Raw genomic sequence first — 13,827 nt, 5'->3', positions numbered from 1 at the left:
GTTCACACGCTTGCGTCGGGTCTCCCAACCGTCCATCCACTTGCCGTTGTCGTCGTATTTGCCCGGAATGAAGACGGCCGGCTCGGGGTTGAGCACGCGCTCTTTGGCCGCAAAGAATTCGTCGCTGGCAACGAGAGCCTGCGCGCCCAGCCGCGGGTCGGCCAGGTTGACGTAACGGCGCACGAATTCGGGTGCGTTGGGATCTTGCGGGGCGAGGGCCATGCCAACTCCTTGATGCTTTGTAGGGTCTGAAACTTGGTTGATGCCGCTATGTACCGGACCGGCGTGGGCTCAGTCGCGTACCAGATCCTGCAAGCGAAATCCCGCGATGCGGAAGATGTGGCGCAGGCAGGTTTCGATTTCGTCGGCACGGCTGTTTTCGAGCCGCGTCGCAAAGTCTTCAATGATGCTACTCCGCGTGTGCCCACGCACGGCCAGGATGTACGGGAAACCGAACCTGGCTTTGTATGCGTCGTTGAGTTCGGTCAATCTTGCAAATTCTTCGGCGCTGCACTGGTCAAGGCCCGCACCCGCCTGCTCTCTGGTGGATTCGGCCGTCAATTCGCCACGCACCGCGGCTTTGCCCGCCAATTCGGGGTGAGCGCGAATGAGCTGGAGTTGCGGGGCTTCGCCAGCGTCGATGACGGCCTGGCACATGGCGTCGTGCAAGGCATTGACGGTAGCGAACGGACGGTCTTCCCAAGCCGCTTCAGCGACCCACGGGGAATGCTCGAAGATGCCGTCAAGCGCGGCAATGAACTCGGCGCGCGACAGCGCTGACAGCTCGGCAACGGTACGTTGGCTCATAGGCAAGGGGGCGTTCATTAACTGCTCTCCTGGAGAACAAGGCTGGCGCCCCGCCGCACGCTTGGTACAGCCCGATGACGCCTGTCGGATTCAATTCGAATTCATTCGGATGCCGCGCCCGCCACGCCTCCCGGACGCAGCAAGCTCTCTCGCAACGCTTGGCTCACGCCGCCACAAACGGGTGACGCGCCTGCCAATGCCGCGCCACATCGATTCGACGGCACACCCACACGCGGTCGTGTTTTTCGATGTGATCGAGGAATCGCTGCAATGCTGCAAAGCGCCCCGGACGGCCCAGCAATCGGCAATGCATGCCGACGGACAACATTTTCGGTGCCTCGTCGCCCTCGGCGTACAAGACGTCGAACGCATCGCGCAGGTAGTGGAAGAAGTGATCGGCCGTGTTGAAACCCTGCGGCGCCGCAAAGCGCATGTCGTTGGAGTCGAGGGTGTACGGCACAACGAGGTGCGGCTTGAGTTCGCCCCCACTGGTCTGCACTTGTGTCCAGAACGGCAGGTCGTCGCCATAGTTGTCGGCGTCGTACACGAACCCGCCCTGCTCGACGACAAGACGGCGAGTGTTGGGACTGTCTCGTCCGGTGTACCAGCCCAACGGCGCGCTACCGGTCATTTCTTTGAAGATGTCGATGGCAATGCGCATGTGCTCGCGCTCGGTCGCCTCATCCATGTTCTGGTAGTGAATCCAGCGCCAGCCGTGGCACGCGATTTCATGCCCCAGTTCCTGGAACGCGGCCGTGACTTCGGGATGCCGCTGCATGGCCATGGCCACGCCGAAGACGGTCAGGGGCAGCCCGCGCCGCTCGAATTCGCGCAAGATGCGCCACACGCCCGCGCGCGAACCGTATTCGTAGATGGACTCCATGCTCATGTGGCGAGCCTCGTAGGCGGCCGCACCAATGATCTCGGACAGGAACTGCTCGGACGCACGATCCCCATGCAGAACGCAGTTCTCACCCCCCTCTTCGTAATTCAGCACGAACTGGACGGCGATGCGCGCACGTCCCGGCCAATCGGCAAACGGTACGTGACGACCATAGCCGATAAGGTCGCGGGGGTAGTCTGTGGAACTGGCGTTGTTGCTGGCCATGATGTCTTGGCATCCTTCTGTTGGCGAATCGATCGAAGAAGTTTAGCCAAATACCCTCGGGCGAAACATAGCCATATTCAGATATTCAGGCTGCGCTTTGACGTATAGTCGCCCGCCGCTACCGCCGCTCGTTTAAGCGCGCTCCCCCGCCCGCCAATGCCCGCGCGACGTCCTCCAGCATTTCGGCACCGCTGTCAATTTCATGGAAACGCCCATCAAATTGTGCTCAACTGGCGCAATTTTGCAGTTTTTTGCCGGGCAATAAAAAAGCACGCCGGGCCATCTATTCGGCTCGGCGTGCTGCTGTTTCTCGCCTTTTCAGGTTTCCCGGACGCCCGGTCGCCCGTCATGCCGCTACATAGGGATATCCCGTAAGCGTGAGCGTGACCTGTGCTCCCGATGTCTGCAATCTGGCCTGCCCGCCGACCGGCAAGGTGAGCTTGTCGGGGCAATGGCCAAACGGCATGTCGGTGACGATGGGAATGCCAATGACCCTGCGCATGTTTTCGATCATGGTGGGCATGTCGTACCCGTTGTCGTAGTCGGTGATGCGGTACTGGGAGAAGTCGCCCAGCACGAGCGCCCGCTGACGCGCCAGAATGCCCGACTGATGCAGTTGGTACAGCATGCGCTCGACACGGTACGGCGGTTCGTTGACGTCTTCGACGAACAGCACGCCGCCCTCGATCGACGGCAGATAGCGCGTGCCAATGAGGCTGCACACCATCGCCAGATTGCCGCCCCACAAGGTGCCGGAGACGTCGATGTCGCCGCTCGCACCGTCTGCCTGCCATTGGGCGACGTGACTCGGCGAATGCAGCACGGACTCGAACTGGCCCAGGGTGAAGTCGCTCAGGGTCTCGGCGCCGAAGTCGGCCAGCAGCATCGGCCCCGCGAATGTCGTCATGTGCGCTTGCGAGAGCAGCGCCAGTTGAATGGCAGTGAAGTCGCTGTGGCCGACGATGGCCACGGGCGCGTTGTACAGCCGGTCGTGCAGCGCGCCGTAATCGAGGGAATCGAGCAGATGCACGGCGCCATACCCGCCACGCACAGCCATCACGATTTCCGGCAACGGATGGTCGCGTCTCGCAAGGTGGTTGATTTCCGCGATGCGTTGCTCGTCGGTGCCGGCAAAACGCCAGTACCGGCGCGCCAGCGTTTCACGATTGGTGACGGTGTAGCCGAGCCGCTCCAGCGTCGCTACGCCGCGCTCGGCAATATCGGCATCGGGCGCGTAGCCGGACGGGGCAATCAGTTCGAGTAGCTTGGTCTGCGTCAATTGGAGGATTCCGATGGAGGGACGGAGGACGCGTCCGCCGGCTGGGCAGCAGCGGACAAGCGACGCGCCTTGGCTGCCGCGCGGCGCTCACTGAAGAAGGTCTGAAGAATGCCGACGCACTCGTCGCGCATGACACCGCCGACAATCTCGGCATGATGGTTCAGACGCGGCTCGGCAAACAGGTTGACGACGCTGCCGCACGCTCCCGTCTTGGGATCGGCCGCACCGTACACAACTCGCTTGATGCGCGCATGCATGATGGCGCCGGCACACATCACGCACGGCTCGAGCGTCACGTACAGCTCGCACTCGGGAAGCCGATAGTTGCCCAACGCCTGCGCCGCCGCTCGCAAGGCCTGCATCTCGGCATGGGCTGACGGATCGTGGCCGCTCACGGGGCAGTTGTGCCCGACGGCGACGACCTGTCCATCGCATACGACAACGGCACCGACCGGCACTTCTGCCTGCGCCATCGCGGCGCGGGCCTGCTGGAGCGCCAGCCCCATGTAGGTCTCGTCGGTCGCGGGTAAATCTCGATTCATGAAACGTTGACGAAAAGCCGCTGCGCATAGCGCATCCCTGAAGTGACTTCGGGACACGCTACGCACAGCGCAATTGGCCGCTGGCGGCAATGCGCTATTCTCGCACAGCCCCTCGCCTGCGCTCACGCCATTGCCGCATTTGCCGCCCCCCGCTTGCGATACAGCACGAGGGTCGCGATCAGGCCGCAAACGGCGGCAAAGGTCATCCACCAGCCCGGCGCCGCCTTGTTGCCAGTCAGGCCAATGAGCCCGGTCGCCACCGCCGGGGTGAAGCCCCCGAACAACGCTGTCGCCAGGCTGTAGGCGAGCGAGAAGCCCGCCGTGCGTACATCCACGGGCATGATCTCGGTCAACGCCACGACCATGGCGCCGTTGTAGCTCGCGTACAGGAACGACAGCCACAACTCGACCATCAGCATTTTGCCGAAGGTGGGTTCCACGACGAGCCACGCCATGGTCGGATACGCCGTAAGAATGGTCAGGACGGTGAAAATCAGGAGCAACGGCCGGCGCCCGACGCGATCGGACACGGCCCCCATCACCGGCAACCAGATGAAGTTGGAAACGCCCACGCAGAAGGTGACGACGAGCGCGTCGGTGGTGGAGAGTTTGAGCACCGATTTGCCGAAGGTCGGCGTGTAGACGGTGATCAGGTAGAAGGACACGGTGGTCATGGCGACAAGCATGGTGCCCGCCACCACGATCCCCCAGTTATGCACGATCGACCGGAAGATTTCGCTAGTGCTCGGGCGATGCTTGCGCGCCAGAAACGCTTCGGTCTCCTGCAACGAACGCCGGATCACGAACAGCACGGGCACGATCAGGCAGCCGATGAAGAACGGAATGCGCCATCCCCAATCGGCCACTTGCGCCGGCGCCATCCATTTGTTGAGCAGGTAGCCCAGCAGCGCCGCCACGATGATCGCCACCTGCTGGCTCGCCGACTGCCAACTGACGTAGAAGCCTTTGTGCCCGGGCGTCGCCATCTCGGACAGATAGACGGACACGCCGCCCAGTTCGACCCCGGCCGAGAAGCCCTGCAACAACCGCCCGATCAGCACGAGCAGCGGCGCCAGATAGCCGATGGTCGCGAATCCCGGCACGAAAGCGATGAGAATGGTGCCCATCGCCATGATGGACAGGGTGACGATCAACCCGCGCCGACGCCCGATCCGGTCGACGTAAGCGCCCAGGATGATGGCGCCCAACGGACGCATCAGGAAACCCGCGCCGAAGGTCATGAAGGTGAGCATCAGCGACGCGAATTCGTCGCCCGACGGGAAGAACGTCGCGGAGATATAGGTGGCGTAGAAGCCAAACAGGAAAAAGTCGAACATCTCCATGAAATTGCCACTGGTGACGCGAATCACGGTGGCAACTTTCGAGGGAGACGGCCGCGGTACCGATGCGGGATTTGCGGGGCTGGAAGCCATGGCGTTCACCTCTACGGACTCGATGTCGCTCAAGATAGCACCGGATTGGATGCCCGGACATCAGGATTTTCGGGTTTCACCGCCGTCGCCCGGCCGGGCCAGTATTACCGGGTATTTCAATCCCCGGCCGGGCGACAGCATCGTCAATCCACGTGAAAACCTGATGAAACCGACTCAGACCATGTCGTCGCCCGATGGCTCAGTCGCCGGGCGCTGTCTGACAGCCTGCGCGGCGCGTCTGACGGCATCCGTGCCCACTGTCGCCACCCAGTCGCCCGCGTTTGCCCCCGCCCCGATCACGGCGCCCGGCACCCTCGCGGCGTTGTCCACGGCCGCGGCGCTCGCATTGGCAAGCGGTTTGACGACGTGCTCGCCCGTGGCCGCCGCCACCGCCGCCGCACCGCGTCCCACAGGCGCCAGCACCGGCGCCGCTTTGCCTGCGGTCCACGCAATGCCCTGCCCCGTCGGCTTCAGCACGCGTGAATACGCCTCTCCCGACACATGTTTGATGCCCTGTCCAACAGGCGTGAAGGCATGGTCGAACACGAATTGCGAACCGCCTGCCACGCCGCGGGCCACGGTCTTCAGTACCGGCTCGACGTAAGGCACGGTCTTGAGCACGTCCGCAGTCGCCATGAGCATCTTGCCGACCGGCGCCATGCCCTTGCCCGCGAGCACCATGCCAAGGTCCGCTCCCTTGTCGACAGCGTTCATGACGCCGCCCAACCCCACCGTCACCAGATGACCGAGCGCCGCATTGCGGTCGCCCGCCGGTCGCGCGATACGGTCGAGGTCGGCCAGCGACGTCTCGCCGGCGCTGGAAATCGACGCCAGCATCGCACTCTGTTTGCCCGCATCGTTGGTGCGTCGCGCGTCTGGCTTGTCGCCGCTGTTGCCCACCCACTTCTCGGCAGCCATCGTCGAGGTCATGCTGAGAACCTCGACCGGCGTGGAGTACAACAGTGTCATCAGTTGCTCGAACGAGCTGGAAATCACGCCCTTGTGTTCGAGCAGGGACAACACCAGCCCAATGCTCGCGGCGATCTCGCCGCCCGTCGCCATCGAGCGCACGAGCGTGCCGGGGCCGCGTGCGGCACGCACGGTGTTCATGGCCGATTCGCCGATGTGCTTGCGCACGTCGGCGACGTCGGGCGTGGGAATGACGCCGTGATGCATCAGCTTCAGCTTGCTGTCGACCAGCGCCTTGTGATCGTTCAGCACGTCGAGCGGCACCATCGCACCGGACGTCCACGTCGCCAACAGGTTGGTGAACTGCTTCGCAACGAGCAGCAGCACAGCCGCCTCGCTATGCCCGGCGTCGCGCGCTGCCGCGGCAAGCTCGCGCACGTAGTTGTTGGCGATGGAGCCGATTGCGGCGATGGTGCCCGAGAACGCCGCGCCCTTCAGATCGTCCACCGTGTCGCCGAGATCGTCCGGGAAGAAGTTTTTCCCCTTCATCACTTCGGCCAGGCGCTTGACGACCATGGAGTCGAAGGTTTCCGCGAGCAGCGGTGTGATCGCATCGATCAGCGGACCCGCCGCCTTGACGGTGCCGGGGCTCATCCCCGCCTTGACCCGCGCCCAGATGCCATAGTCGAAAGCCGCGCCAAGCGTGCCGGTCCCGCCCATGCTCGCGGCCAGCCCATAGGCGAGCCCGCGGTTGAAGGTCTTGTTGTTTGCCAGCGACAAGAGCGACATCGCGCCGAAATCGTTGCGGAATTTGTCGATGCGCGCAGCATTCGCCTCGCCCGGCGCCTTGCGCGCCAACGCGGCCTGCAATTGCGCCCCCACAGCGTCGCCGGGCGTCACCTGGATGCGGATGCCGATGTCGCGCAGGAACGCCGTCGGATGTTGAAGCGAGCCCGGCATGGTGATATAGGGCATGAACGCCCCTTCCCCCTTGTCGATGGCTTCGCGCAGCAGATCGGTGGCGAGAATCGGGCTGCCATCCGCCAGCTTCATGAACGCGTCCATCTTCTCGGGCAAACGCTCGTCCCACGCGATGCTGATTTTCGCGCCCGGCGGAATCTGCAAATCGCGCACCAGCGCCGGATCGAGTTCGGCCACGAGATCGAGCACGCCCTGGACCCCATGGTCCTGCTCGCATCGCAAGCGCCCGTCCACCTTGGTCAGCGCACCGCTGCACGGCGGCGGCATGACGAAGGTGATGTCGTCGCCACCCGACGCCGCAGAAGCTTCCGACGACGACGAACTGGCGCTCAACATCGTGGCGGTAGAGTTGCGGCGCTCGACGTTCATGCGCTCGCCCGAGCCGGGCAAGGTCGCAGTACGGGCACGCGGCGCCGTGGATGTGGCGGACTCCGCACTATCGGTCGACCGACGTGGTTTGAGATCGGAGAGTGCTGTCGCCTCCATCTCGAAACGGTTGCCAGCCGGTGCGCGGCGGGTCGACGCGCCACCGGTTTGCGGTGTGCAGGTTTCGTGGAGCTCGTGAACTTCGGCGGGGACGGACGGCAGCGTCGGCGACGCAGGAGCAGACGTTTTCATTTCGATATTCCAGGGGGTGAACAATCGCGCCAAAGCTTACGGCGCGAGCGCTTTCCCACACTGCGGGAATAGTGAAATGCTGGTGCGGTTTGCGAACTGCGTTCGTCGAATATCGAATATCAGATCGCCGCGCGCGACAGGAAGCTCAGATCGTCGCGGGCCATCGCCTTGATCTCGTTGCGCGTAGTGAGGATATGGGCTTCGAGCAGGGACACGACCGTGACCACGTCGCGACGCCGGCATGCCGCCAGAATTTCATAGTGGTCATGCTGCGGCTTCTCCTTGCCGGTGGCCTGCGACATGGCGAGATTGGAGTAGCGATCCGTGGTGAGACAGTGCTCTTCGACGAGGATACGCAGGCGCCGGTTGTTCGCGGGCGCGCAGAGCGCCAGATGAAAGCGCCGGTTGTATTCAGCCCATTCGGACACGACTTCGGACGCCGAATATTCGCTCAGGATCTGTTCCATCACCTGAAAGTCACGCGCCGCCATGTTGGGCACGGCGAGCTTGGCCGCGTGGCATTCGAGCGCCACACGAATCTCGAGCAATTCGCACAATTGCTCCAGATTCATGCTCGCGACCGTCGCGCCGCGGTTCAGATGATGGACGACCAGTCCTTCCGCCTCCAACTGCCGCAACGCTTCGCGCACCGGCACACGGCTGGCGTTGAAACGCTCGGCCAGCGCTTCCTGACGCAGTTGATACCCACCCGGGAGCACGCCGTTCAGAATCTCGTCTCGAAGCGTGTCGCGAATGGCCTGATGAAGGGCTTGGGGTTTGGCGTTTCGCATGATTACTTGCCCGAGCGCGCCTCCGCCAGCGCGATGGTCAGATGGGCCACTTTCTTCTTGAGCGCATCGCGCTCGGCCGTCATGGCCTTGAGCTCCTTCGACAGGCGGGTCAACTCGTCGCACGGATCGGCACTCGTATCCCACGGCGGCGTGCCGTCATCGTCTTCGACGATCTCGTCCTCTTTCTTCTTGCGTGGCTTGACCGGACGCGCCTCGCGTACCGAGCGCGCCAGTTCGCGCAACTCCTGCTTGCCCGCCACTACCGCCGCGACTTGCGCCGCCTGCGGCAAGGTCGACACGGCCGCGGCCGCGTTGATGGACACTTCGCCACGCTTGAGGGCATCCACCAGTTCGGGGGCCGCCGCGTTGTGGATCTGCTCGATCTGCCCCAGCGTATTGCTCGACAAACGCGCCGCACGGGCCAGCGCCGCGCGCGTGAGCGCCATCGTGTGCGCCGGGATCGAGGACTTCGCACCGTCGCCGGCCTCGCCCCCGGCCAACGCCGCTTGCGGGGCCTGCGGCTGTGCCTGTGCCGCGGCGTCGGCCGCGCCCGGCTCGCTGCGCCCTTCGAGAATCGTCTTCTTGCGCAATGCGAGTACGCCGCGCTGGTAATCGGACACGCTGCGGCGTCCCAGATGGTTGTCGATCATCCACAGATGGACGTCGTCCATCGACTGGAACGAGGGGTTCTGGACGGTGCGAAATTCGATGTCGTGCTTGCGGCAGATCTCGTAACGGTTGTGGCCGTCGACCAGCACATCGCCCCACAGCACGAGAGCGTCGCGGCAACCTTCGGTAAGCAGGCTCTGTTCGAGTGCCGCGTATTCATCGGCCGTGAGCGGATCGATGTACGCTTTGAGTTCTTCGTTGATCTGGACTGTCATGGAATTGTGTGACGGTGCCGCCGCGCCCGGCGACGGCAAGCAAAATCGTGGCAGGCGACATTATCGCTTGTCCGCACAGGAATGACGAAATCCCCGCCTCCCGCCGCCAGGAGCGCTCAGGACAGCACGCCGTGATCCGTCAGGAATGCCTGAATGCGTGCGAGACGCGCCACCGGGTCGTCGATCCCCAGCAACGTTTCTTTCTCATGCGCGGGCAGCGGCAGCAACTCGGCCCAGCGATCCGCCACCCAGCCGCATTCGTCGAGCCGGTAAGGCGGTGCCAGCGGTAGTTTCGCCGCGCGGGCCGGATCGCGCTGCAAACCGGCAATGAGTTTGCCCAGCGTGTCCGCGCTGATCTGAAGCGTATCGGGAATGGCGACGCTGGCGTCGTCCGGCAGCATTTGCGCCTCCCCCATCCACAAGCCGTATTTCCCCAGCTCGACGGACGAGAGCCGGAACTTGGTCGTCCCCCGGCACACCAGTTCGAGCAACGCCGGCATGGGTGCGCGCCAGTCGTCGATGCGCGCCATCGTACCGATCATCGCCAGCTCCTCGACGCTGTCAGGCAGACGCACTTCGCTGCCCTGTCGTAGCACGACGACGCCGAACTCGGTGCCATCGGCCAGACACCGCTTGATCATGTCGAGATAGCGCACCTCGAAGATGCGCAAATGCAACACCCCCGAGGGATACAGGGCATTGCCGAGCGGGAAGAGCGGGATCTGGGCCATGCCGTATGATGACATGAAGTCACACTTGGCAAGTGCCAATGTCAGGCCACGCCGTCGACTCCTGCGCAAAGCGCTCGATCAGGAAGTCGAGCAGCACCCGCACGCGCGGCACCATGTACCGCGTTCGATGCCGGGCATTGTCACGTTGGCGTGTTGATGACGCGATAGCCGATAAACGGCATCGCTAACTCAGAAGTCGAACGGATCTTGAGTAAGCCCTGTGAAGCAATGCCACGCGGGCAAAGCGTGCGGCGAACTGTTTGCCGTAGAATGATGCAGGCAGTAAATGTCGCTTGAGCGCGAAGTGCTGGCGGATCGGCGCAGCTCGACAGGAAAGCTTGGCCGCCTTATCGCGACACTTCTGCAGCAGGATATCGAGTTCGGCGCTGTGCTGATCGACGCATCACCACAGCAAAAATAAGGCTCGCCCATAGCGCAACAAACACTTCCTCCAGATGCCAAGTGGTACCCGGCTTTCGGCGAGCCGCCTTTGACGCGATGCACAAAGCCAGCGCCGAACTTGTCACATCAACGCCGGATCGTGTCGTAACTGACAATCACCCCGCGCTCGAACAGCAACTTCCGAAAGCTCAACTGAAAGCGATCAGTACCAGCACACCACATAGAGCTGATGATCGCAGCAGGGAACCGATGTCCGCGACAGAGCGATTCGGCTTTCTTCATCACGCCATCTTACGCGACCGCTTTGACAACGTAACAATACCCCGGCAAACATGAATTGACAAATCCCTCTGGATGTGTACGCTTTATTTGTCCAGTGATCTATCTCGCCTTCGCTAAGGCTCCGGACAAACGGTACGTGATGGACTTGGGCTTGCCGCCAACCCACCACCGTGTATTCATCATTGGTTAGAAGGAGAGAGGTATGGAAATCATCGATGTTAAATCCAAGGAAACAGATCAATCAGCGGAAGTTATTGATATGATCGACTGTGGCCCTGCTTCCGAAAAGACGCAGGGTGTGTCCTTATTGTTGCTTTTCGAATTGGGTATACCCCCCAACGATAGACTATTCATACTCGACATCGGACTCTAACAGTTCGTCAATCGTAAACGGAAGAAGTCGCAGGTCGAAAAGCGGGCGCTGCGAAGCACCGCGGGACACTGGAGGAACCGGAATGGCTCAGTATCGTTTGGCCCACCATGTGTTCAGCTGTGTACGCGATAGACAGGTCGTCTTGCTGGATCTCAAACAGAATCGCTACTTTCTGCTCGACGCGACGAAGGTCGGCGCATTCACCCATTTGATTCATGGGTGGCCAGCAGACTGGACGAGTCCAGATTCCCCTGAGATCGGTCGACTCAGCCATCTCATCAGCACACTGCTTCAACGGGGAATGCTTACCACTGTGCTTCGCGAGGGTTGGGACGCAGTACAGCCCGTTCAGCTAGCCTCGCCAGCGATTGGATTGATCGACGAACAGGAAAACCTCCGCCCACGCATCCGGGCCAGCGACCTGTTCGCCTTTCTTGTTGCCGCAGGCTATGCCAAGTTCGCGTTGCACTTCCTTCCCTTTGAGCGGATCATCTCTCGAGTTCGCCTGCGTCGGATGGCATCGGCATCCGATGGAAATCCACCGAGCGTCGAACGGCTTCGAGAACTCGTCGAGATTTTTCTACTGCTGCGCATCTTTCTGTTTTCATCAAGAAACGCCTGTCTGTTCAATTCGCTCACGTTGCTCGAGTTCCTCGCTCGTTATCGCGTACTACCCGACTGGGTATTCGGTGTACAGGTAACACCATTTGCCGCTCATTGCTGGTTACAGTGGGAAAACCTGATCTTGAATGACTCCCTCGAAACTGTGTGCGGCTACACACCTATCATGAAAGCATAACAGATTGATCGAAAGAGATCGTCCATGTATCGATATCTAGCATTGGTCTGGCGCTCAAGTGATGAACAATCTGCCCAGGAGGCGAGGACGCTTGCTGCTCGCCTCCAAGCTACATCTCCTGACTGGTCGAAGGTTGTAGAGGTTGATGGTTTGATGGTATTTCACACGGAATCAGGCGTTGGCGCTAGCAACACACGTCTGCTTTCTCGCGGATCGGGAGCCGTGCTGGGAACGGTCTTTCACAGAAATTGCGAACGGGCTGCAACCACCGTCGCATTCGACGAAAGTGAAACGCTATCCATCGTTGACAGCGGCGGATGCTGGCTGTTTTCTCACTACTGGGGACGATACGTCGCATTCGTGCGCGACCCGGCCAGCACGGAGGTGCGGGTATTGCGCGACCCGACCGGAAGCTTGCCATGCTTTCTAGCGCATTCGCAAGGCGTCGACATTATCTTTTCAGATTGCGAGGATTGCCAGGCATTGATACAACGGTGGTTCTCCGTGAATTGGCGGGCCATTGCCAATATCATGGCCGGCGGGATAACTCTGTTCGCCCGGGAAACCGCCCTGGACCAGATCGAAGAGATTCTCCCGGGCGAGAGTGTGTCTTTTGCTGGGGGCACACGACATCGAACAATCGCATGGAATCCCATTGACGTTGCATTGCGCGATCCAATTGAAGACTTCGAGGCAGCCGCAGAAGAGTTGTACCGCACCGTGCGCTCATGTGTGCATACGTGGGCGGCCTGTTATCCTGGCATCGTCCACAATCTCTCGGGGGGGCTGGACTCGTCGATCGTGTTGAGCTGCCTGACGAGCGCACCGACTGAGCCCGCGATCACATGCATCCATTATTTTAGCGACGGCCCAGGCGAAGACGAGCGCCGCTACGCGCGGACGATGGCAAAGCATACCGGGGTCGAACTCATTGAGCGCCAACTTGACAGCCGGCAATTGAAACTCGGGGAAATTCTCACCGCAAGGCGTTCGCCGCGTCCATGGAGCTATCTATATGAACTTGAGCACGGACGGTTCGAGGTCGAACAGGCCAAACGCCGAGGGGCGAATGGCCGTAGCGCTGGCCTGTTTTCCGGGTCAGGTGGCGACGGTGTATTCTTCCGGAATCGAGCGGAACTGGCCATAACTGATTTACTGTTTCAACAAGCCCCCCAGACCGACCTGTTGACAGTCGCAATAGACGCAGCAAGACTCTCACGCCAATCCATCTGGCCACTATTAGCCAGTTCGATTCGCGCTCGGGTATTCGGAAGCCAATCAACCTGGCCCCGTATGCCACCGTCGCAGTCACGAAGCCTCGTTGATCCGCGCATCTTCGAGATTGCTCAGGAAAAACAAAACGACTTGACCCACCTGTGGGCAAAAACAACCCAAGCACGGCACGTGCCACCAGGCACACTCTTTCAGGCTGGCGTCAGCGTCACGCCCCCGGCCTACTACAACACTTTTTCATATGGCCCAGGTCCTGAGCGAACGTTCCCTTTACTTTCCCAGCCAATAGTAGAATTGTGCTTGCGGATTCCGTCTTACCAGCACATCAAGCTCGCCTGTGATCGGGCCGTTGCACGTCGAGCCTTTGCGGCTGACCTCCCCACCTCGATCGTTCGAAGATACCTGAAGGGATATATCGCTCAGCACACGTACCATATCTTTGAGCACAACATTGATTTCATCCGGACGTTCTTGCTTGACGGTGAGTTGGTACGCAATGGCATGCTAGTTCGAGAAACCATCGAGCGTTACCTCTCTGGGCACCCGCCTGATGACCAACAGTACTCCATTATTCTTCACGAATACGTCTGCACGGAAGCCTGGTTGAGAAGTTGGTGCCCTCGTTAGACAGGCCGGACGGCTGCCCACCACAGAA

12 protein-coding genes and 2 pseudogenes are annotated in these 13,827 nt (G+C 61.4%); 3 read left to right on the top strand and 11 right to left on the bottom strand.

Features of this window, described 5'->3' with window-relative positions:
* From ACIPHM_RS23085 to ACIPHM_RS23035, 11 genes and pseudogenes are all read right to left on the bottom strand, one after another.
* Positions 1–222 (bottom strand): annotated as a pseudogene (locus ACIPHM_RS23085) (allantoicase); the annotation flags it as partial.
* 69 nt (positions 223–291) lie between these two features.
* Positions 292–825 carry a 2-oxo-4-hydroxy-4-carboxy-5-ureidoimidazoline decarboxylase gene (uraD, locus tag ACIPHM_RS23080; RefSeq protein ID WP_400333569.1) on the bottom strand — a complete coding sequence of 178 codons (534 nt, stop codon included), beginning with the start codon at positions 823–825 and terminating at the stop codon, positions 292–294.
* Positions 826–970: 145 nt separating this feature from the next.
* Positions 971–1,915 (bottom strand): allantoinase PuuE, encoded by a 945-nt coding sequence (gene puuE, locus ACIPHM_RS23075; protein WP_400333566.1) that lies wholly within the window; start codon positions 1,913–1,915, stop codon positions 971–973.
* A gap of 346 nt (positions 1,916–2,261) precedes the next feature.
* The gene (gene ldcA / locus ACIPHM_RS23070) at positions 2,262–3,194 is read right to left on the bottom strand and encodes a muramoyltetrapeptide carboxypeptidase (protein WP_400333564.1); all 933 of its coding nucleotides are present in this window, start codon (positions 3,192–3,194) and stop codon (positions 2,262–2,264) included.
* Positions 3,191–3,736 carry a tRNA adenosine(34) deaminase TadA gene (tadA, locus tag ACIPHM_RS23065; RefSeq protein ID WP_400333562.1) on the bottom strand — a complete coding sequence of 182 codons (546 nt, stop codon included), beginning with the start codon at positions 3,734–3,736 and terminating at the stop codon, positions 3,191–3,193. Before tadA ends, ldcA begins: the two co-directional genes overlap by 4 nt.
* A 122-nt stretch (positions 3,737–3,858) precedes the next feature.
* Complete coding sequence (locus tag ACIPHM_RS23060; protein ID WP_400333560.1) at positions 3,859–5,169, bottom strand: MFS transporter; 1,311 nt, start codon at positions 5,167–5,169, stop codon at positions 3,859–3,861.
* A 174-nt stretch (positions 5,170–5,343) separates the two neighbouring features.
* Positions 5,344–7,677, bottom strand: coding sequence for a hypothetical protein (locus tag ACIPHM_RS23055; RefSeq protein ID WP_400333558.1), 2,334 nt, complete (start codon positions 7,675–7,677; stop codon positions 5,344–5,346).
* A 119-nt stretch (positions 7,678–7,796) separates the two neighbouring features.
* Positions 7,797–8,468 (bottom strand): GntR family transcriptional regulator, encoded by a 672-nt coding sequence (locus tag ACIPHM_RS23050; RefSeq protein ID WP_400333555.1) that lies wholly within the window; start codon positions 8,466–8,468, stop codon positions 7,797–7,799.
* A gap of 2 nt (positions 8,469–8,470) precedes the next feature.
* Positions 8,471–9,352 (bottom strand): hypothetical protein, encoded by an 882-nt coding sequence (locus ACIPHM_RS23045; protein ID WP_400333553.1) that lies wholly within the window; start codon positions 9,350–9,352, stop codon positions 8,471–8,473.
* Between the two features lie 116 nt (positions 9,353–9,468).
* On the bottom strand, positions 9,469–10,083 hold the full coding sequence (locus ACIPHM_RS23040) for an LON peptidase substrate-binding domain-containing protein (protein ID WP_400333550.1): 615 nt from the start codon (positions 10,081–10,083) through the stop codon (positions 9,469–9,471).
* A gap of 189 nt (positions 10,084–10,272) precedes the next feature.
* A pseudogene (locus ACIPHM_RS23035) lies at positions 10,273–10,767 on the bottom strand (DDE-type integrase/transposase/recombinase).
* A 202-nt stretch (positions 10,768–10,969) separates the two neighbouring features.
* On the opposite strand from ACIPHM_RS23035, the gene ACIPHM_RS23030 reads away from it, so the two are divergent.
* The 3 genes from ACIPHM_RS23030 to ACIPHM_RS23020 all read left to right on the top strand — a co-directional run bounded on the left by ACIPHM_RS23030 (position 10,970) and on the right by ACIPHM_RS23020 (position 13,799).
* Positions 10,970–11,140 (top strand): hypothetical protein, encoded by a 171-nt coding sequence (locus ACIPHM_RS23030; RefSeq protein ID WP_400333548.1) that lies wholly within the window; start codon positions 10,970–10,972, stop codon positions 11,138–11,140.
* Positions 11,141–11,222: 82 nt separating this feature from the next.
* Entirely contained in the window at positions 11,223–11,939 is a 717-nt protein-coding gene (locus ACIPHM_RS23025; RefSeq protein WP_400333546.1) for a lasso peptide biosynthesis B2 protein, read from the top strand.
* Positions 11,940–11,963: 24 nt separating this feature from the next.
* A complete protein-coding gene (locus ACIPHM_RS23020; RefSeq protein WP_400333544.1) occupies positions 11,964–13,799 on the top strand; it encodes an asparagine synthase-related protein in 1,836 nt (611 codons plus the stop codon).
* The last annotated feature ends 28 nt before the right edge of the window (positions 13,800–13,827 follow it).

The organism is Pandoraea sp. NPDC087047, assembly GCF_044745225.1.
In the GTDB taxonomy this organism is placed as follows: domain Bacteria; phylum Pseudomonadota; class Gammaproteobacteria; order Burkholderiales; family Burkholderiaceae; genus Pandoraea.
Note: the sequence above shows the minus strand (reverse complement) of the source record. Positions and strands in the feature narration are given on the sequence as shown.

Bases quoted from the DNA above. Each gene is read 5' to 3' on its own strand.
- ACIPHM_RS23030 (WP_400333548.1), top strand. From the start codon at position 10,970: ATGGAAATCATCGATGTTAAATCCAAGGAAACAGATCAATCAGCGGAA.
- ACIPHM_RS23020 (WP_400333544.1), top strand. From the start codon at position 11,964: ATGTATCGATATCTAGCATTGGTCTGGCGCTCAAGTGATGAACAATCT.
- puuE (WP_400333566.1), bottom strand. From the start codon at position 1,915: ATGGCCAGCAACAACGCCAGTTCCACAGACTACCCCCGCGACCTTATC.
- ACIPHM_RS23045 (WP_400333553.1), bottom strand. From the start codon at position 9,352: ATGACAGTCCAGATCAACGAAGAACTCAAAGCGTACATCGATCCGCTC.
- ACIPHM_RS23050 (WP_400333555.1), bottom strand. From the start codon at position 8,468: ATGCGAAACGCCAAACCCCAAGCCCTTCATCAGGCCATTCGCGACACG.
- tadA (WP_400333562.1), bottom strand. From the start codon at position 3,736: ATGAATCGAGATTTACCCGCGACCGACGAGACCTACATGGGGCTGGCG.
- ACIPHM_RS23025 (WP_400333546.1), top strand. From the start codon at position 11,223: ATGGCTCAGTATCGTTTGGCCCACCATGTGTTCAGCTGTGTACGCGAT.
- ACIPHM_RS23055 (WP_400333558.1), bottom strand. From the start codon at position 7,677: ATGAAAACGTCTGCTCCTGCGTCGCCGACGCTGCCGTCCGTCCCCGCC.
- ACIPHM_RS23040 (WP_400333550.1), bottom strand. From the start codon at position 10,083: ATGGCCCAGATCCCGCTCTTCCCGCTCGGCAATGCCCTGTATCCCTCG.
- ACIPHM_RS23060 (WP_400333560.1), bottom strand. From the start codon at position 5,169: ATGGCTTCCAGCCCCGCAAATCCCGCATCGGTACCGCGGCCGTCTCCC.
- uraD (WP_400333569.1), bottom strand. From the start codon at position 825: ATGAACGCCCCCTTGCCTATGAGCCAACGTACCGTTGCCGAGCTGTCA.